Raw genomic sequence first — 18,364 nt, forward strand, 5'->3', positions numbered from 1 at the left:
CGTTTCGGGCTGTTTCGCAGCGTTTCCGGGCGTTACCGCGCCACTTCCCACACGCCGTCGCCATGGGCTTTCATCGTTCCCAAGCCGTTGCGCAAGGTCCCCGGCCATTGCGTTAGCCGGCTCACCCGACACCCAACCCAACCCACCCCAACCCATCGAAAGTAGCTCCCATGAAACTGCATCTGCCCCTCCTGAGCGTCGCGGCCGCCGTCGTACTAGCGCTGACGGTGAGCGGCTGCGGCGGTGCAGCCGAAGCCGGACAAGGCGGCCAGCCTGGCAACGAAGTCAAAGAACTTCGGTACCAGGGCTCGGCCAACAACGTGACTTTCCCCGAACTGGCGGCAGACCTCGGATACCTGGGCGACCTGAAACTCGACTGGGTGGGTAACACCACCAGCGGTCCCCAGGACATCCAGTCCGCTGCGACGAACCAGACAGACTTCGGCGGCGCTTTCTCCGGCGCGGTAGTCAAGCTGATCGAGGCCGGAGCCCCCGTCAAGGCTGTGGTCAACTACTACGGTTCGGATGAGAAAACCTTCAGCGGCTACTACGTCAAGGCGGACAGCTCCATCAAGGAACCCCGTGACCTGATCGGAAAAAAGATCGCGGTCAACACCCTTGGCGCCCACCATGAAGCCGTCATCAACAGCTACCTGACCAAGAACGGCCTGAGCCAGGACGAGATCAAGCAGGTCCAGCTGGTTCCTTTGGCCCCCAACGACACGGAAGAAGCAATCCGCCGCGGACAGGTGGATGCGGGCACCCTGGGCGGTGTCCTCCAGGACCGGGCCATTGAGGCCGGCGGCCTGCGGTCCCTGTTCAGCGATGTTGGACTTTTCGGCAACTTCGCCGGCGGCCAGATCGTCCTCCGCAGCGACTTTATTGAAAAGAACCCGAACACCACACGCACCTTCACCACGGGCGTTGCCAAGGCCATCAAGTGGGCTGCGGAAACACCGCGTGATGAAGTCATTGCCCGGTTCACCAAGATCATCGAAAGCCGCGGACGCAACGAAAGCACGGCAAACCTGAAGTTCTGGAAGAGCCCCGGCGTGCCGGATGCAGGCGTGATCCAGGACCAGGACTTCACGCGGTGGGAGGCGTGGCTGAACTCGGCCGGAATCGTCAAGGACAAGCTGACGCCGTCCAAGTACTACACCAACGACTTCAACGATCTCGCCGCTGCGAAGAAGGGATGACCATGACCGCGAAGATCAGCCTCAGGAATGTCAGCAAACAATTTACGGTCCGGGCCTCGAAGTCCACTCCCGCGACGACGCTCACAGCCATCGATTCCCTCAGCCTGGATGTCCGCGACGGCGAATTCCTGACCCTGGTGGGGCCCAGCGGTTCGGGCAAGACCACACTTCTGGACCTGCTTGCCGGGCTTTCCACGCCCACCTCGGGAGAGGTATTGGTGGACGGCAAGGCAGTAACCGGACCGGGCAAGGACCGGGCCGTGGTGTTCCAGCAGTACGCTTTGTTCCCTTGGCGCACGGCCTCGGCCAACGTGTCGATCGGGCTTGAAGGAGCCGGCCCGGATGGCAGGAAACTGAACCGCCGTGAGCGCGCCGCGAAAGCCAGCGAGTACCTGGCGCTGGTGGGCCTGGCGGGCTTCGAGGACCGCTACCCGCACGAGCTGTCCGGCGGTATGAAGCAGCGTGTAGCCATCGCCCGGAGCCTGGCCTACGAGCCGGATGTGCTGCTGATGGATGAGCCGTTCGCAGCCCTGGACGCGCAGACCCGCGAGCAACTCCAGGACGAGCTCCTCAGGATCTGGAAGGCCACGGGCAAGACGATCGTGTTCATCACCCACGGCATCGACGAAGCCGTGTACCTCGGCGAGCGCGTTGCCGTGCTCAGCGCCCGCCCGGGACGCCTCAAGGAAATCGTGGACATCGATATCCCGGACCGGGAGGGCGACGAGGACATCCGTTCCCACCCCGCCTTCGTGGAGCACCGCCATCAGGTATGGACCCTGCTGCACGACGAAGTCCGCCGGGCACAGGACGCAGGCCACCGCAAGATCCTGCCCGACGGCAGCGCCCCTGACGAACCCGCCGCCATCCCCGAAAGGAGCGCAGCCTGATGACCACCACGCTTACGCAAAAAGAAGCGGCACCCCAGGCCGGCGTCGTGACCGGTGCGAGGAAGGCCGTCGCACCTTCCCGCACGCAGGACCCCCACACGGAACGTTCGACGCCGGCAGCCGGCCGGGTCCGGCGGGTCACCGCGGCGCTGGGCTCGGGCTTGTGGAAGTCCGCAGCGATCCTGGCGTTCCTGGCGCTGTGGGAGCTAGGGCCGACGTACTTGGCGAGTCCATCGACGCGGGTGTTCCTGCCTCCGCTGCATGAGGTCCTGCTGGCGTGGGGAAAGCTGTTCGAATCCGGGACCATCCAGGGCCATATCGCGGCCAGCCTGACCCGCTCGGTAGCCGGCTTCGGCGCGGCCCTGGTGGCGGGCGTTTCGCTGGGCCTCCTCATCGCCTGGTACGGACGACTGAACTCGGTGCTGAACCCGTTGCTGGAGCTGTTCAGGAACACGGCAGCGCTGGCCTTGCTGCCGGTGTTCACGCTGCTGCTGGGCATTGGCGAGGAATCCAAGATCAGCATCGTGGCGTACGCTGCGTTCTTCCCGGTCCTCCTTAACACGATCGCCGGTGTGAAGACCGTGGACCCGCTGCTGATCAGGGCTGCGCGGTCGCTGGGACTCAACAGCTTCCGGCTGTTCCAGAAGGTCATCCTGCCCTCTGCCGTTCCCACGATCTTCACGGGCATCCGCATGGCCGGCACCGCGTCCATCCTGGTCCTGATTGCTGCTGAAATGGTGGGCGCCAAGGCCGGTTTGGGCTACCTGATCGTGAACGCGCAGAGCAGCTTCCTGATCCCGGACATGTACGCGGGCATCCTCACGGTGTCCTTGCTGGGACTCGGCGTGAACTTCCTGCTGGTCGGACTTGAACGGCACTTCTCCCGTTGGCGGACCGCCGTGGGCGCCGCAGCTTCCTAGAAACCACCCCCGCGGCATCCGCCGCAACCATCACAACAAGTAAGGAAACAGAACCATGACCGTCATTACCGAAACCAAGCTCGAATTCGCCAAACTCGGTTCACGCATCGGCGCCGAAATCCGCGGGCTGGACATCAGCGGAGACCTCAGCGAGGACACTGTTGCGCAGATCCGGGCAGCGCTCAACGAACACAAGGCGCTGGTGTTCCGGGAGGCGAACATCCTCAGCGATGAGGCACAGGTGAAGTTCGCTTCGCACTTCGGCCCGCTCACCAAGGCGCACCCGACAGTGGCATCGGTGGAGGGCGAAGAGAACGTCCTTCCCGTGGACAGCGAGAACGGCTCGGCCAACAACTGGCACACGGACGTCACTTTCGTGGTCAACCCGCCGCAGGCTTCCACGTTGCGCAGCATCGACCTGCCCGCCTATGGCGGCGAGACCCTGATCGCGTCCTCGGCCGGCGCGTACCAGGACCTCCCCGATGAGCTGCGCACCTTCGCCGATTCCCTGTGGGCCATCCACACCAACGATTACGACTACTCGGTGCCCAAGAACCTGGAACACCAGAACGCCGAGGAACGCCGCAAGGAATTCACCCGGCTGAAGTTCGAGACGGCCCACCCTGTAGTGCGGGTCCACCCTTTGACCGGCGAGCGCGGATTGTTCATTGGGGGCTTCGCGCAACGGCTCAGGATCGTGGGCTTGTCCAACACCGAATCGAAGGACATCATCCGTCTGCTGCAGGCGTATGTGACACGTCCGGAGAACGTGGTCCGGGTGAATTGGGAGCCGAACCAGGTGGTCCTATTCGATAACCGCATCACACAGCACTACGCACCGGACAACTACGACGGCCAGCCGCGCAAGCTCAACCGGGTGACCATTGCCGGTGACATCCCGCTCAGCATCGAAGGCAAGCCGAGCCAGGCGCTCCAGGGCGACTCAAGCACGTACTCCGTGGTCGCTCCGGTGACTGCGCCTGCCGTTTCGTAGGGGCCTGTATGTGTTGCTGTTTTAACCCGGCTGAGTCGCAGTCGGGATCGTTCCGAACGCCGGGAGCGATCCCGGCTGCGACTCAGTCCGGGTTAAGGTCAGTCCGGGTTAGGGGAGGTTGCTTCCGCGCACCGTTGTCCACAGGCCATACCACTGGGCCCGGGTCATGTCCTTGGCCACGGCGGCGGCGTCGGCGCACGCTGTGATCCGGGCGGGATTGGTCGTTCCAACCACCGGCGAGATGCGGGCCGGGTGTTTCATCAGCCAGGCAAGCAGCACCGATTCAGGGGTTGTGCCGTGCACGCCGGCCAGTTCTTCGAGCATCGTCGCTGTTGCCGACTCAGCCAGGGACAGGTCACCGGACTTCGCACCTGTATAACGCCCCTGGGCCATGGAACCGTAGGCCTGCAGCTCGATCCCGTGGGACATGCAGTACTCCAAGGTCCCATGCGGGAAGCTGTAGCCCGCATCCCCGGGATGATTGACCAGCACGGTGCTCTCCAGCCAGTCGCTGCGAAGCAGGCTCATTTCAAGCTGGTTGGCCACGATGGGAGTCTCCAGCGCATCCTGCAGGAAAGCGATCTGAGCGCCGGACATGTTGGACACACCCAATTGCCGCACCTTGCCTTCGGCCATTAACTGCCCGACGGCGTCAGCTACCTCGCGCGCGTCCATCAAAGGATCCGGCCGGTGCAGGAGCAGGACGTCCACGTAGTCCGTTTGAAGGCGTTTCAGGCTTTCGTTGACCCGTTCGAGAATCGCTTCACGGCTCAGGTCGTAGTGCGTTTGCAGGCCCCGCTCCCCCAGCCTGATTCCACACTTGGTTTGGAGCGTGATCTTTTCGCGCAGACCCTGCGAACGGGCGAGGACTTCGCCGAACACGGCCTCGGACTTTCCGTTGCGGTAAATGTCCGCGTGGTCGAAAAGGCTTATCCCGATGCCCTGTGCAGCGTCCATCACGGCGGCGGCCTGGTCAATCTCGGCAGCACCGTAGGACGTGCCGTCCCAAGGACCGCCGAGCCCCATGCAGCCATAGATGAGGCGTCCCCGCCCGTTCGCATTGGTCAATGTGGCTCCTTTAGGCCTTGGCAACGATCCAGGCCGTGGTGTCGGACGGCAGCTTTCCGTTGTCCAACGGACCGCTTGCGACGACAAGCTCACCTTCCGGCAGGTCAACCGGTTCCCCGCCGAAGTTCGTGACCGTGTGCCATCCGCCGGGCCGGCTGAAGTGCAGCACCTCGGCGTTGCCGGTCTCCACCCACTCGAGTTCTTCATCCGTTTGCAGTTCACTGCGCAGGCGTAGTGCCCGCCGGTACAGTTCCAGGGTGGAACCCTCGACGCCTTCCTGCTTTGCTACGGCGTAGTCCGCGAACCATTCGGGCTGGGGCAGGTGCGCCTGGCCGGTACCGAAGCCGAAGGAGGAGCCCTCCGCAGTCCACGGCAACGGGACACGGCAACCATCGCGGCCGATCTCCACGCCCGGGTTCCTGAAGAACGACGGGTCCTGGCGTTCGGAGTCGGGGATTTCCGTTACTTCGCGAAGGCCCAGTTCCTCCCCCTGGTACAGGTAAGCGGAGCCCGGAAGCGCAAGCAGCAGGAGCGTCGCGGCGCGGGCGCGACGCAAGCCGAGTTCGACGTCGAGCTCCTCGGCCGGCGCGCCGGCAAGCAGCCAGCCTTTTCCGTCCTGGCCTTTGGGCTCTCCGCCCGTGATGTCCTGCGCCGCGTTGGTTCCCTGCGCCACGGAACCACCCTTGGGCAGGCCGTAGCGTGTGGCGTGCCGGACGACGTCGTGGTTGGAGAAGACCCACGTGGATGAAGCTCCGGACTCCTTGGCGGCCACCAGATTGTCCGTGATGATCTTCTTGAACGACGCGGCATCAAAGTCGGACTGCAGCAGGTCGAAGTTGAATGCCTGGCCGAGACCTTCCGGGCTGGCGTAACGGGCACGGCGGGACTCGTGGACCCAGGCCTCGGCCACAGCGGTGCGCGGCGGGTTGTACTCGTTGAAAAGCTTGCGCCACTCGGCGTACACCTCGTGGACTTCGTCGCGGTCCCAGAACGGGTGGGAACCGTCAATGAAGCCGTCGGTGCCGTGGGCCTTTGCCTCAAGGTCCGCCTTCATGGGCAGCGGCTCGGAAAGGTCTTTGGCCATGCCGTGGGCTACGTCGATGCGGAAACCATCCACGCCGCGGTCCGACCAGAAGCGCAGGGTCTTCAGGAAGTCCTCCCGGATCTCCGGGTTCTCCCAGTTGAAGTCCGGCTGCTCCTTGGCGAAGATGTGCAGGTACCACTGCCCCGGGGTGCCGTCGGGTTCGGTGATCCGTTCCCAGATGGGTCCGCCAAACACCGAGTCCCAGTCCGACGGCGGCAACTCGCCGTTCTCGCCCTTGCCGTCACGGAAGATGTAGCGTTCGCGAGCCGCTGAGCCCTTGGGCGATGCCAGGGCTTCCTTGAACCATTCGTGACGGTCGGAGGAGTGGTTGGGAACGATGTCCACCACGATCTTGATGCCGGCTGCGTGCAGGGCAGCTGCCATCTCGTCGAAGTCCTCGAGCGTCCCGAGCTTCGGGTCCACGTTGCGGTAGTCGTCGACGTCGTATCCGCCGTCGGCGAGCGCTGACGGATAGAACGGGCTCAGCCAGACGGCGTCGATCCCCAGTTCCTTCAGGTAGGGAACCTTGGCCGTGATGCCCTTGATGTCGCCCAGACCGTCTCCGTTCGCGTCATAAAAGCTACGCGGGTAGATCTGGTAGACAGCCGCCTGGCGCCACCAGTTGGGATCGGACATGCGGTCTGCGTCGGTTTGGTGTGCCTGAGTGGCGGAGGTGCTCACGAAACTCCTTTGATTTAGAATCTAAATTTAGCTCCGGGACCAGTATGAAACGCCGGTCGCGGAAGGTCAACATTTGGTCTAGCCCTTGACGGCGCCTTGGGTGACACCGGCCATGACCCACCTCTGCGTGAAAAGGTAGGCGATGATTGCCGGTGCCATCGCCATCAGGTACGAGGCAAAAGACACGTGGTAGTTGTTGCTGAATTGGGTCTGGAACAGGTTTTGCCGGACCGGAAGCGTCTGCAGCGCCGGATCCGAAATGATCAGCGACGGCATCATGAAGTCATTCCACGCATAGAGGAAGGCAAAGATCCCTACTGTGGCGCTCATGGGTGCCAGGAGCGGGAAGATCAGCTTCCAAAAGGTCTGCCACGTGGTGGCTCCGTCAATCCTGGCGCTCTCTTCAAGTTCCATGGGGATTGAACGCAGAAACGCCGTGAAGAGCAGCACGCTGAAGCTCAGCTGGAACATGGTAGCCAAGAGGATGACGCCGAAAGGGTTGTCCAGTCCGAGGCGGCCCGTGAGTTGGATCTGCGGGAGGGCAACCACCGGGAACGGAATGAACATGGCACCCAGCAGGTAGAAGAACGAGTACCTGAAGAACCGGCGTTCCCAGTTGCGCACGATTGCATATGAGGCAAAGGCAGCCAGGACGATGGTGGCCACGACGGTCCCCGCCGTGACCAGCAACGACATCGCAGCGCCCACCGGGAAATTCGTCAAGGTCCATGCCTGGACGAAGCCGTCAATGCTGAACGGTGCGGGAAGGGAAAATGCGTTGCCGTCCACTGCCTGGCCCTGGGTCTTGAAGGCCATTGAGATCGTCACATACAGGGGCAGCAGGACAGTCACCGCACACAGCACAAGGATGGTGGTTGCCGGCCAGTTGACGCGCTCCGGGGACGGAACAGCTTTCTTCCGCCGGTCGGTCCGGGTACCGGTCCCGCGTTGGGTGTCATCAATGGTGAGGGTGGCTTGAGTGGTCATCAGAGTGCGTTCCGTCCGCGAGTCAGCGAAAGCTGAAGGAGAGAGATCAGGATGGCGACCACGAAGAAGATCGTGGCGTTGGCCATTTGGTAGGCGTAGTCCCCGCCATTGAAGCCCGCAATCACTGTCATGGCGATGCTTCTGGTGGAGGTTCCCGGGCCACCGTTCGTCAGCCCCACAATGATGTCGAAGGCGTTCAGGAAGCCCTTGAAACCGAGGATGACGTTGATTACCACATAGCCGGCAACGAGTGGAAGCGTGATCCTTGTCAGCTGCTGGAACTTTCCGGCACCATCGATCTCGGCGGCCTCGTAGACATCCCCCGGCACGGCCACCAGCCCCGCGATGTAGATCAGCAATGCTCCCGGAACGGCCTGCCAGGCAGTCACCAGCACCACCGCGATCCAAGCGCGGTCCGGGTTGGCCAACAGGCTGTTTTCCAACCACGGGATTCCTGCCGCAGCGCCGGCCGCGGGCAGGGAATTCGAGAACAGGAAGTTGAAGACGTAAGCGATGATGATGCCGGAGACCACCATCGGAATAACGAAGACCGTCCGCAGTGCTGTCTTCATCCGGATGCGCGCGGTCAGTCCCACAGCCAGCAGGAAGGCAACCAGGTTGACGGCGATTACCGTGACGATCGAAAAACCGAACGTGAACAGGTAGCTCTGCAGGATGGCAGGATCACTGAAGATCGCGATGTAGTTGGTGAGGCCGACGAAGTCCCAGTCCCCGATTCCGATGGAGTCGGTGAAGCTGAAGAAGATGCCGATAATGCCGGGAACCGTGATGGCCAGGGTGAACAGGACCAGGCTCGGCACCAGGAAGAAGTAGAAGATGGGTTCCACCCGGCGCTTGCTCCACAGTGCGGGGCCGGCCTTTTGCCGGCGGGCTTGCCCTTGGCCGGACGTGGTGGATGTGGATGACGTGGTCATGCTGGACATGTGTCTGACTCCCTGGAATCTGCACTACTGGCGGAACGCCAGCCGCGCCCAATCTGCGTCGAGTGTGCGGAGGGTGGATGCAGGGGATGCGCCGAAGACGATTGCCTGCGTGTAGTTCATGATGGGGATGGTGCGCGGAACCAGCACCGATGGGCCTTGGTACACGCGGGACTGCTCGTAGTACTCCACCATTCCCGCAACCCGGGGGTCGGTGGCCTTGGCGGAATCCTTGGTGGGCGCAAAGCCCAGCTGCGATGCGTTGTAGGAGTCGATTACTTCAGGACGGTAGAGGTACTCCAGGAAGTCGCGCGCGGCTTCCTTGTGCTGTGACGCTTCCGGGATCCAGGCCGCAAGGTCGACGTTGACGCGGACGCGCAGATCCTGGGGGTCCTCGGTCATCGGCAAGGGGAACGTACCCAGGTCCATGCCGGGGGCCGTCTTGGCAATTTCACTGAACGCCCAGGGCCCCTGCAGGTACATGGCCGCCTTGCCTTGGGAGAACGCGAGGTTGCCGTCCCCGTACGCCCGGCTCGCGGCATCCTTGTTGACGTAGTTCTGCGCCAGCGTCAGCATCTTCCCCACGGGCTGGTCAAAATCCTTTTGGAAGGACGCCGATGAATCCGGCCCCACCCGGGTGCCTTCGGCGTCGAGCTTCTTGAAGAAGTCAAGGGTGTCCACTTGGCCGCCCACCGAGTAGTCGAACCATCCTTGCGCAATCGTCCAGTCGTCCTTCCACGTGGCGTAGAAGGGGGTGACACCCGCTGCCTTCAGGGCTTCACAAGCTGCGATCAGTTCGCTCCAGGTCCTGGGCACGGCGATGTTGTGCGCTGCGAAGATCTCCTTGTTGTAGATCACCGAGGACGCCATGACCGAGTACGGCAATGCACTGGTGCGGCCGGGATAGGAACCGTACTGGTCCATAAGCGGCTGGAGGTCCCCACGGATACGGCCGGCAGCTTCAGTGCCGGACAAGTCACTGAGTGCTCCCCTTTGCACGAAGCGGGAAGTCTCCATGTTGTAGTTCGCCAAGGCCACGTCCGGCGGGTTGCCCCTGACGAAGCTGGCCGAAACGACGTCCACGCCAGAGGTGTCCAGTACTACCTCGGTTTTGTCCTGGGAGGCGTTGTAGTCTGCGACGAGCTTGGTCATGAAGCCGATGGCCTCCCGCTTGCTGAAGGTGAAGCGGATGGTCTCCTTGCCTGGTGCCCCGGTACAGCCCGAGAGGAGACCGGCCAGGAGGGCCAACCCCAAAACCATCGCCGCCAGGCGTTTCCTGCGCGTTGCTTTCACAGACTCCGTAGTCCTTTCGTCGCGGGAACTCCGGATGGCTTCCATGCCATGGCGGAGTGGCCGGCCGCGGCCTCGTCCCCAACTTTTGATAGGTGATAAATTTATAACCCATCGATAATGTTGGGTGATGGGCGCCACAGCGTCAAGTGATGGACGAAATGTGTTGTCATCTAAATTTATGCACTAAATTTAGATGCACCGTCCCGTCACTCCGATGGGCGGCTTCCTCATCCATCGGGAGTCGGAATGCTGACCGGAACTGCTCCGTCCACCCAACTCGTCCGCCGGGTCAATGCCGGCGCGATGCTCAAGGCCATGCGCGGCGCCGGAGTGGTGACAGGCACGGAACTGATGGCGTCCACCGGGCTCTCCCGCGCCACGGTCATCTCCATCTGCGACGAACTGGTCAGGCTCGGGTGGCTCCAGGAACTGGAGAACCAGCGGGGAGCCGGGGAATACGTCAAAGGCAGGCCGGCCCGACGCTTCGTTTTCGACGACAGCGCGGCCACCGTGATCGGAATCGACATCGGCGCCAACAAGATCACCGCGATCGTGGCTGACATGGCCGGCACTCCACTCTCCCAAGTCACCATGTCCTTCCGGACGGACACCGTGGGCGCCGATGAGCGTGCCGATGTCCTGGACAAGATCGCAGCAGACGCGTTGGAGAAGGCGGGCGCGACAGCGGACTCCGTACTGGCCGTTTCCGTCGGAGTTGCTGCCCCGGTCAGCCGTGACGGGGAAGTCCTGACCGCCCAGGAATTCTGGAAGTCCTTCGATGTCCGCGGGATCATCTCCGAGCGGCATGGATGGAAAGTACTCCTGGAAAACGATGCCAACCTGGCCGCGTTGGCCGAGCGATGGCAGGGCACAGCCCAAGGCGTGGACAACCTGGTGGTCATGCTGGCCGGCGACCGGCTGGGTTCCGGCATCCTGGAGTCCGGCCGCTTGCTGCACGGCCAGCGTGGCGGATTCGGGGAGCTCGGGTTCCTCGAAAACGTAGACGGCGTCGGCGACACCTACGGAATAGCCCACTACGCAGTGCTCTGGGGACAGGAGGCCCTTGAATCGCCGGGGGACAACTCGGTACTGGGCGAACTCTGCGGCCACGATCCCGCCGCACTGACCGCTGAAATGGTCTTCAAGGCAGCGGCCGACGGCGACCACGCCGCTTTGAAGGCCCTGGAGCGCGTGGCAGGGCGCATGGCCCGGGTGATCGGTTCCATCGCCACGTTGGTCAACCCTGAGCTGGTGGTCATTGCAGGCGGCGTGGCACCCTCGGCCCAAGCTCTGCTTCCTGGCATTGCCAAGCAGCTGCCGGACTTCACCTTTACTCCCCCGCGGCTGGCTGCCTCGGTCCTGGGCGACGGGATCGTGTCGCTTGGCGCAATCCGCCACGCCCTGGACTACGTAGAGGAACACGCCCTGGACCTTTACCCGGCGTCCTTACCGAAACACCCGGCGTCGAAACACTAAGCGTCGACACATACAGCGCGGAAACACTAAGCGTCGACACATAAAGCGCCGAAAAACAGAGTGGCCGATTAGTCCGGCATCGACATGGTGCGCAGGTCCAGCTGACGCAGGACCCTGTCCGCGACCTCGGGGTCGGTCCCCAATTCGTTGCGGGCTGCCACCACTTCCTGGCGTGCCGCATCGAGGGCAATGGTCTGCACGGCGATGGACAGTTCGCGTCCCCGCTTGCGCTTTTCGGCCGCCGATTCATTCCGCAAGGTGCCGTCCAGCAGTTCGGCGTGGAGACGCCGCATCTTCTCCTTGATCAAGGCAACCTTCTCCGGCGGAAGTTCCTTCATGAGATCGTGCTCCTTGAGCGCGGCAACTGCGGCAGACTGGGCCCGCTTGGCCAGCTCCTTGGCTGCGTCCTTTTCATGGGAGCCGTCCTCCGTGGCGTCCAGAACCCGCATCAGCCATGGGAGGGTTAGCCCGGGAAGAACCAGGGTGGCCAGAAGCACGGCGCAGGAAATGACCAGGATCTCGTGCCGGGCCGGGAAATCGCTGCCATCAGGCAACGTCAGCGGCAGTGCCAACGCAAGCGCCAACGTGGCAAGCCCGCGCATTCCGCACCAGGTCAGGATCAGCACCTCCTTGGGCGAGGTAGGCTGCAGGAGGTTGCGCCGCCGTCGGGCCGTCAGGGCAAGCAGCCCAAGCCATAGGTACCGCACCACGAAAACAAGAACACAGATGACAACCGCCATCCCGATCATCCCGAAGATGGCTGTTCCTTCGTCCCGGATGACCTGGCGGATTTCCAGCCCCACCAGGCCGAAGGCAAGGCCCGTGGCGAGCAGCTCCACCACGTCCCAGAACGCCGTCCTGGTGACGCGCTCAGCGGCATCCTGCGGACGCGCATGGCGCTGCAGTTCCAAAGCGGTGACGACGACGGCCACCACACCTGAGGCGTGGAGCTCTTCGGCGAGGATATACGCCGCAAAAGGAACCACCAAGGTCACGGCGCTGCGGGCCACCATGGAAGTCACCAGCTTGGTGATGAACCGGGTCAGCAAGCCCATGGCAATGCCGATCACCACGGCCAGTGCCGCGCCCAGCACGAACTGGGGGATCACCTCCGGGCCCACTTCCTTGCCGGACATCGTGGCGGCCACGGCGGCCTGGAAGATCACGATGGCTGCGGCATCGTTGAAGAGGCCTTCGCTTTGCAGGACCGTCACGAGCCGGCGCGGCATATGCACCCGCCCGGCCACGGACTCCACTGCCACGGGATCGGGGGGCGCCACCATGGCACCCAATGCGATCGCAGCAGGGATTCCAATGCCCGGAATCATGAGCCAGGCAGCACCGGCCACCGCAGCAGTGGAGACCACCACCAGGGCAACGGCCAGCAGCAGCAGTGTCCGCCAGCGCACCCGAAACACCGCCCACGAACTCTTCTGCGCCGTGGCGAACAGCAACGGAGGAAGGAAGATCGGCAGGATCAGTTCCGGCGAAATTTCAAACTCGGGGAAGCCCGGAATGAAGGTGAGCGCGACCGCAAGGAGCAGCATCAGGACCGGATAAGGAAGCCGGAGCCGGTCCCCCAGGCCAACAGCAACCACCGTTGCAAGCAGCAATCCGACTATGAGCGCCAGCTGATCCATGTTCCTGCTTCCCCGGATGGTGTAAGGCCCTTCCCCGGGCAACACCGGAAAAGTTCCCTACCAACATATCCCGAGGCACAGGCCTTCCCCCGACCGCAGCCCACCCATGAGGGGAACCGGTCCGGGTGTCAGTCCTTGGTGAGGGCGTCCACCACGTCCTCGGTCCCGTCCTTGAACGGGATGGTACGTCCAACGGTCCCGGGCAGTTCCAGGACGGCCGCAGCGACGAGCGCAACATTGGCCCGGGAGGTCCCGGTGCCCTCGCCCGGATTTTCCGGGTTCAGCTCGATCAGGCCGGTGGCGGGGTCGTCCGTCAGGGTGCCAGGGCCCAAAACAGTCCAGTCCAGCTCAGTGCCGCGCAGGTAGTCATCGGCCGCGGCCTTGGACTCCGCGTAGGCGAAGAAGGGGTTCTCCGGAGGGACCCCGTGATCCTTGGAAGCACCGAGGTAGGAAACCATGACATACCTTTGGACGTCCGCTTCTGCCGCGGCGACCATGGAACGGATGGCAGCGTCCCGGTCCACGGCGTATGTCCTGGCAGGATTGCCTCCGCCTGCGCCTGCGGACCAGACCACGGCGTCATGGCCCCGGAGCGCTTGGGCGAGTTCCGCCGTCGTCGAATTTTCAACGTCGAGCACCTCGGCGGAGGCGCCCGTCTCCGTGACATCCGCCACGTGGTCGGGATTGCGGATGAACGACGTGACGTCGTGACCTTCACCACTAAGAATCCGGGACAGATGCAGGGCCACTTTCCCGTGGCCGCCAATAATCGCGATTCGGCTCATGGACCCATTGTGTCCCATAAACGAAAAACCCCGCAGACAACATCTGCGGGGTCTTGCTCTGTAGCGGTGGGGAGGCTCGATCTCCCGACCTCACGATTATGAGTCGTGCGCTCTAACCAACTGAGCTACACCGCCACGAATGAGAAAAACCTGTGTCAAGCCGGTCAAAACCGCCTTGACACAGGCCCTCATCCAGAGCCCCCCACCGGAATCGATCCGGTGACCTCGTTCTTACCAAGAACGCGCTCTACCACTGAGCTAGGGGGGCAACGAGTAAATACTCTACCGGACGTTTTCAGAAGCTACAAATCGGCGAATCGACGGGGAAAAACGGCGTCGACACAATTTGCAAAGACGCACTTTTGCTGATCTACAAACGGAGAAAATCAGGGCAGGCGCAGCACTTGGCCCGGGTAGATCTGGTCGGGATTGGGCACCGTGTCCGCATTGCTTGCGATCAAGGCACCAAGGTCCACTCCGAACTGCGCAGCGATCCCGCTCATGGTGTCCCCCTGCTCCACCACGACTTCGATGACACGCGGCGCCACCGGCCCGGGCTGTCCTGTCCCTGCTGCGGCCTCAGCGGCCGCCTCCTGCGCCTGTGGCTGCACTTCCGGGGCATTGGGTTCCAGTCCCTCCTGCGAGGCCTCCTCTGCGGCTGCAGCGTCCGCTGCTGCCTGCTGCTGCGCAGCTTGGGCTGCCGCGGCTTCGGCTGCGGCAGTGTCCGATGCTGAAACCTCGACGGCGGCGGCGTCCTCCGCGGCCTGGGTCACGGCAGTCTGGTCCTCCTGGGGCCCGGCAGCGACGCTGTCCACAGGAACGCTGTCCGTGTGTTGCCTGTCGTCGTGCTCTGTGTCCCTATGTCCTGGGGCCGGCTGGCCTCGGTCCGCGTGTTCCTTGTCCCCGAAGCCAAGGTTCTTCTTCAATTTATCCAGCAATCCCATGGAGCACTCCCCTGTTCTGCGCGGTTCGGTCTGTGCCTCGATCGTACGGCCGGTGTCAGCCGGGCGGAACCCGGTCCTGCCCGATATGCCGCTGCACAACGCGAAGGGTCGGGCGAACAAGACCGGGACTGGCCCGTTAAATGCCTCAGGGGGCCGGCTCGAAAGCCGGCCCCCTGAAGGGAACTACCTAATGTTTACTACCGGGCTGGTGTTTACCACTTGCCCTTGCGGTTGAAGTCGCGGTTGCTGCCTTCGCCACCCGTGCGGGGCTTGCGGGCACCGTCACCGTGACCACCGAAGCGTGAGCCGCTGGCCTGGCCGCGGTCACGGTCGCCGTAGCTGCCTGCCGTGCGCTCGGTGCGGTCGCTGTAGGAGCGGCCGCCACGGTCAGCGGAGGAACGCTCGCCGTCGGACTTGCGGAATTCCTTCTTGAATCCGCCGTTGCCCTTGAAGTTGCCGCCTCCGCGGTTTTCACGGTCGCCGTAGCCGCCGCGTCCGCCACCGGAGTAGCCGCCACGCTCGCTGTTGGGCCTGCGGCCGTTGTCCAGCTCAAGGTGGATCAGCTCGCCACCAATGCGGGTGCGGGACAGTGCGCGCAACTGCTCGGGGCTCAGGTCTGCCGGGAGCTCCACCAGGGAGTGGTCCGAGCGGATGTCGATGCCACCGATCTGTGCGGAGGAAATGCCGCCTTCGTTGGCAATGGCACCCACGATGGAGCCCGGCATGACGCGCTGGCGGCGTCCGACGGCGATCCGGTAGGTTGCGTTGCCCTCGGTGAGCGCACGGGTCGGGCCACGGGAACCGAAGCCGTCCTTGGAGCGCTCGCGCTTCTGGTACTCCGGAGCTGCGGGCAGTTCCTTGACCAGCAAGGGCTGTCCACCCTGCGCCATGACGGCCAGGGCGGCTGCGATCTCCGAAGCCGGAACGTTGTGCTCTTCCTCGTAGGAGGCGATGAGGTCGCGGAACGCAGCAACATCCTCGGACGCGAGCGTCTCGGTGATGCGCTCGGCGAACTTGCCCAGGCGAAGCGTGTTCACGGTCTCCGCGGTCGGCAGGTGCATCTGCTCCACCGGCTGGCGGGTGGCCTTTTCGATGGAACGCAGCAAGTACTTCTCACGCGGCGTCATGAAGAGGATCGCGTCACCGGAACGGCCTGCACGGCCGGTGCGGCCGATGCGGTGCACGTAGGACTCGGTGTCGTGGGGGATGTCGTAGTTGATGACGTGGCTGATGCGCTCAACGTCAAGGCCACGGGCCGCGACGTCGGTAGCCACCAGGATGTCGATACGGCCTTCCTTGAGCGCGTCAACAGTGCGTTCGCGCTGCTGCTGCGGGATGTCGCCGTTGATGGCGGCAGCCTGGAAGCCACGGGACTTCAGCTTGTCGGCGAGGTCCTCGGTAGCCATCTTGGTGCGCACGAAGGCGATGACGCCGTCGAAGTCTTCAACCTCAAGGATGCGGGTCAGGGCGTCCAGCTTGTGCGGGCCCATGACCTGGAGGTAACGCTGCTTGGTGTTGGCACCCGTGGTGGTCTTCGACTTCACGGAGATTTCGGCAGGGTTGTTCAGGTACTGCTTGGACATGCGACGGATCTGGCCCGGCATGGTGGCAGAGAACAGGGCAACCTGGCGGCTCTCCGGGGTCTGCTGGAAGATCTGCTCCACGTCATCGGCGAAGCCCATGCGCAGCATTTCGTCAGCTTCGTCAAGAACAAGGTACTGAAGCTCGGAGAGGTCCAGCGAACCCTTGGCGATGTGGTCGATCACGCGGCCGGGGGTACCGACAACAACCTGGGCACCGCGGCGCAGGCCGGCGAGCTGGGGGCCGTAAGCCGAGCCACCGTACACCGGGAGGACCGTGAAGTCATCAATGTGTTTGGCGTAGGAAGTGAACGCCTCGGCAACCTGCAGGGCCAGTTCACGCGTAGGAGCCAGGACCAGGGCCTGGGTCTTGCGGGACGGGCCGTTGAGGTCGTGGAGTTCGGCCAGGCGGGAAAGGGCAGGAACAGCGAAAGCTGCGGTCTTGCCGGTACCGGTCTGGGCGAGACCGACGACGTCGCGGCCTTCAAGCAGCAGGGGGATGGTGGCTGCCTGGATGGGGGACGGCTTTTCGTAGCCGACATCCTGCAGGGCGGCCAGAACGCGGCCATCGATACCAAGATCGACGAACTTAACGCCTTCTTCTTCCTCTTCTTCTGCCTTGGGGGCAGGAGCTTCGGTCTCTTCTGCCTTGGGGGCAGGAGCTTCGGTGAAGGCGGGGGCTGCAGACTCAGCTGCGGCAGTCTCGACGGGGGCAGCGGCAGCAGCCGGTGCTTCAGCTTCGGCGGGTGCGGTGACCTCTGCTGTTTCAGCGGAGTCGGTGTTCCGTGCGTCGAAGTTTTCGTTGAGATTTTCGGTCATAGGGGGAAATTCCTCATCCATAGGGCAGTCGGCGCGGCCCGGTTGGGCTTGGCCGCATTACTCGTCGCAAAAGCAGGCAAGGTGCCCTGCTTTCGCAAGAAGTCCGGCGCTATCGCAATCCCATGGCAGGACTTCCCGCTGCATCTCTTGGCTGCTATCCCAGCAGTCTGTACAGCGTTTTCTTTAGCCGGCTCTCCCTATGAAAATGCCCGCACACATTTGCGGGCCCCAACACTTACCAGTCCTGCCTCAAGAATTGGGCAGGATAAAGGGATTTCCGGAGTGGGGGATATTCCAAGTGTAGGGCACAGGGTGGCCCCACCGCGACTTAAGAACCCGCGATGGCCGGGTGAGCTTGTTCACACCCGGCATCCGGAGCTGCTAAAGTCCGCTCCTCCGCAGCACTTTTTCGAACTCGGGGCGGTAATCCTCCTGCAAACGGATCTCCCCGTCCGCCTCCGCATCAAGCAGGGTCTGGACCAGTTCCGGAGTCGGATCGCTGAACCACTGGCCAACGGTGATTCCGTGCTTGGGAATGAACGTGCGGTGGATATGGTCCCCCGCTGAGATGCTTCCCGTCTTGACCACCCGCAGGTAGGTGCCCACCCGCCCGGCCTCGGAAAAGCGCTTGACCCACTTTGGTTCCCCCAAAACGCGCTGGAAGGTGGCGCAGGGTGTCCGGGGAGAGGTCACTTCAAGTTCCACATCCAGTCCGACCTTCCACCTTTCGCCGATCACAGCACCCGTGGTCTCAATGCCGGATACACGCAGGTTCTCGCCAAAGATTCCCGCGGGAAGGTCCCGCTGCAACTCGCCGGACCAGTAATCGGCGTCCTCCTGCGAATAGGCGTAAATGGCCTGGTCTTCCCCACCGTGATGCAGACGGCTGGCCTGCACGTCCCCATGGATACCCAGCTTGTGGACCTTGACCGGTCCCTCGATGGGACGTTTGTCGATGGCGGTGACGCCCACGCTTCCCAGGGGATCGGGAAGCAGTTGATGGACGCGGCAAACGGCAAGGACGGAAGCGGTGTTCATGGGCACCAGTCTACGGATGGGCGGG

The 18,364-nt window shown here is 63.3% G+C and carries 15 protein-coding genes and 2 tRNA genes; 5 read left to right on the forward strand and 12 right to left on the reverse strand.

Annotation, left to right across the window (positions count from 1 at the left end; genetic code table 11):
• Positions 1–170 precede the first annotated feature (170 nt).
• Genes PYR64_RS13815 through PYR64_RS13830 form a run of 4 tightly spaced genes read left to right on the forward strand, consistent with a single transcriptional unit; the run spans position 171 to position 4,003 of the window.
• Positions 171–1,199 (forward strand): ABC transporter substrate-binding protein, encoded by a 1,029-nt coding sequence (locus PYR64_RS13815; RefSeq protein ID WP_018776737.1) that lies wholly within the window; start codon positions 171–173, stop codon positions 1,197–1,199.
• Between the two features lie 2 nt (positions 1,200–1,201).
• Complete coding sequence (locus tag PYR64_RS13820; RefSeq protein WP_275775738.1) at positions 1,202–2,089, forward strand: ABC transporter ATP-binding protein; 888 nt, start codon at positions 1,202–1,204, stop codon at positions 2,087–2,089.
• Positions 2,089–3,009: an ABC transporter permease gene (locus PYR64_RS13825; RefSeq protein WP_275775740.1), complete on the forward strand. Its 921-nt coding sequence runs from the start codon at positions 2,089–2,091 to the stop codon at positions 3,007–3,009. The genes PYR64_RS13820 and PYR64_RS13825 overlap by 1 nt, the downstream gene beginning before the upstream one ends.
• Before the next feature lie 55 nt (positions 3,010–3,064).
• The gene (locus tag PYR64_RS13830) at positions 3,065–4,003 is read left to right on the forward strand and encodes a TauD/TfdA family dioxygenase (protein WP_055971613.1); all 939 of its coding nucleotides are present in this window, start codon (positions 3,065–3,067) and stop codon (positions 4,001–4,003) included.
• A gap of 108 nt (positions 4,004–4,111) precedes the next feature.
• On the opposite strand, the gene PYR64_RS13835 is transcribed toward PYR64_RS13830, so the two are convergent.
• From PYR64_RS13835 to PYR64_RS13855, 5 genes are all read right to left on the reverse strand, one after another.
• Positions 4,112–5,071: an aldo/keto reductase gene (locus tag PYR64_RS13835; RefSeq protein ID WP_275775742.1), complete on the reverse strand. Its 960-nt coding sequence runs from the start codon at positions 5,069–5,071 to the stop codon at positions 4,112–4,114.
• A 10-nt stretch (positions 5,072–5,081) separates the two neighbouring features.
• A complete protein-coding gene (locus PYR64_RS13840) occupies positions 5,082–6,836 on the reverse strand; it encodes a glycoside hydrolase family 13 protein (protein ID WP_275775744.1) in 1,755 nt (584 codons plus the stop codon).
• Between the two features lie 78 nt (positions 6,837–6,914).
• On the reverse strand, positions 6,915–7,823 hold the full coding sequence (locus tag PYR64_RS13845; RefSeq protein ID WP_179128299.1) for a carbohydrate ABC transporter permease: 909 nt from the start codon (positions 7,821–7,823) through the stop codon (positions 6,915–6,917).
• Entirely contained in the window at positions 7,823–8,767 is a 945-nt protein-coding gene (locus PYR64_RS13850) for a sugar ABC transporter permease (protein ID WP_275775747.1), read from the reverse strand. The genes PYR64_RS13845 and PYR64_RS13850 overlap by 1 nt, the downstream gene beginning before the upstream one ends.
• 24 nt (positions 8,768–8,791) lie before the next feature.
• On the reverse strand, positions 8,792–10,024 hold the full coding sequence (locus PYR64_RS13855; RefSeq protein ID WP_275779962.1) for an extracellular solute-binding protein: 1,233 nt from the start codon (positions 10,022–10,024) through the stop codon (positions 8,792–8,794).
• A gap of 279 nt (positions 10,025–10,303) precedes the next feature.
• Between PYR64_RS13855 and PYR64_RS13860 the strand changes: the two genes are divergently transcribed.
• The gene (locus PYR64_RS13860) at positions 10,304–11,533 is read left to right on the forward strand and encodes an ROK family protein (protein ID WP_110503813.1); all 1,230 of its coding nucleotides are present in this window, start codon (positions 10,304–10,306) and stop codon (positions 11,531–11,533) included.
• A gap of 68 nt (positions 11,534–11,601) precedes the next feature.
• On the opposite strand, the gene PYR64_RS13865 is transcribed toward PYR64_RS13860, so the two are convergent.
• The 7 genes from PYR64_RS13865 to PYR64_RS13895 all read right to left on the reverse strand — a co-directional run bounded on the left by PYR64_RS13865 (position 11,602) and on the right by PYR64_RS13895 (position 18,339).
• Positions 11,602–13,173 carry a Na+/H+ antiporter gene (locus PYR64_RS13865; protein WP_039242464.1) on the reverse strand — a complete coding sequence of 524 codons (1,572 nt, stop codon included), beginning with the start codon at positions 13,171–13,173 and terminating at the stop codon, positions 11,602–11,604.
• 128 nt (positions 13,174–13,301) lie between these two features.
• Positions 13,302–13,958 (reverse strand): SDR family oxidoreductase, encoded by a 657-nt coding sequence (locus PYR64_RS13870; protein WP_018776748.1) that lies wholly within the window; start codon positions 13,956–13,958, stop codon positions 13,302–13,304.
• A gap of 61 nt (positions 13,959–14,019) precedes the next feature.
• A tRNA-Met gene (locus PYR64_RS13875) sits at positions 14,020–14,093 on the reverse strand.
• A 61-nt stretch (positions 14,094–14,154) separates the two neighbouring features.
• Positions 14,155–14,226 (reverse strand) — tRNA-Thr (locus tag PYR64_RS13880).
• A gap of 118 nt (positions 14,227–14,344) precedes the next feature.
• Positions 14,345–14,902, reverse strand: coding sequence for a LysM domain-containing protein (locus tag PYR64_RS13885; protein WP_275775750.1), 558 nt, complete (start codon positions 14,900–14,902; stop codon positions 14,345–14,347).
• Between the two features lie 212 nt (positions 14,903–15,114).
• Positions 15,115–17,301: a DEAD/DEAH box helicase gene (locus tag PYR64_RS13890; RefSeq protein WP_079580800.1), complete on the reverse strand. Its 2,187-nt coding sequence runs from the start codon at positions 17,299–17,301 to the stop codon at positions 15,115–15,117.
• Positions 17,302–17,682: 381 nt separating this feature from the next.
• A complete protein-coding gene (locus PYR64_RS13895) occupies positions 17,683–18,339 on the reverse strand; it encodes an MOSC domain-containing protein (RefSeq protein ID WP_275775753.1) in 657 nt (218 codons plus the stop codon).
• Positions 18,340–18,364 lie beyond the last annotated feature (25 nt).

It is taken from the genome of Paenarthrobacter sp. Y-19 (genome assembly GCF_029223985.1).
Classification (GTDB): Bacteria; Actinomycetota; Actinomycetes; order Actinomycetales; family Micrococcaceae; genus Arthrobacter; species Arthrobacter nicotinovorans.

What these genes read in the sequence shown, in the direction of transcription:
- PYR64_RS13815 (WP_018776737.1), top strand. Translation starts at nt 171, where the DNA reads ATGAAACTGCATCTGCCCCTCCTGAGCGTCGCGGCCGCCGTCGTACTA.
- PYR64_RS13820 (WP_275775738.1), top strand. Translation starts at nt 1,202, where the DNA reads ATGACCGCGAAGATCAGCCTCAGGAATGTCAGCAAACAATTTACGGTC.
- PYR64_RS13825 (WP_275775740.1), top strand. Translation starts at nt 2,089, where the DNA reads ATGACCACCACGCTTACGCAAAAAGAAGCGGCACCCCAGGCCGGCGTC.
- PYR64_RS13830 (WP_055971613.1), top strand. Translation starts at nt 3,065, where the DNA reads ATGACCGTCATTACCGAAACCAAGCTCGAATTCGCCAAACTCGGTTCA.
- PYR64_RS13845 (WP_179128299.1), bottom strand. Translation starts at nt 7,823, where the DNA reads ATGACCACTCAAGCCACCCTCACCATTGATGACACCCAACGCGGGACC.
- PYR64_RS13850 (WP_275775747.1), bottom strand. Translation starts at nt 8,767, where the DNA reads ATGTCCAGCATGACCACGTCATCCACATCCACCACGTCCGGCCAAGGG.
- PYR64_RS13855 (WP_275779962.1), bottom strand. Translation starts at nt 10,024, where the DNA reads ATGGTTTTGGGGTTGGCCCTCCTGGCCGGTCTCCTCTCGGGCTGTACC.
- PYR64_RS13860 (WP_110503813.1), top strand. Translation starts at nt 10,304, where the DNA reads ATGCTGACCGGAACTGCTCCGTCCACCCAACTCGTCCGCCGGGTCAAT.
- PYR64_RS13865 (WP_039242464.1), bottom strand. Translation starts at nt 13,173, where the DNA reads ATGGATCAGCTGGCGCTCATAGTCGGATTGCTGCTTGCAACGGTGGTT.
- PYR64_RS13870 (WP_018776748.1), bottom strand. Translation starts at nt 13,958, where the DNA reads ATGAGCCGAATCGCGATTATTGGCGGCCACGGGAAAGTGGCCCTGCAT.
- PYR64_RS13885 (WP_275775750.1), bottom strand. Translation starts at nt 14,902, where the DNA reads ATGGGATTGCTGGATAAATTGAAGAAGAACCTTGGCTTCGGGGACAAG.
- PYR64_RS13890 (WP_079580800.1), bottom strand. Translation starts at nt 17,301, where the DNA reads ATGACCGAAAATCTCAACGAAAACTTCGACGCACGGAACACCGACTCC.
- PYR64_RS13895 (WP_275775753.1), bottom strand. Translation starts at nt 18,339, where the DNA reads ATGAACACCGCTTCCGTCCTTGCCGTTTGCCGCGTCCATCAACTGCTT.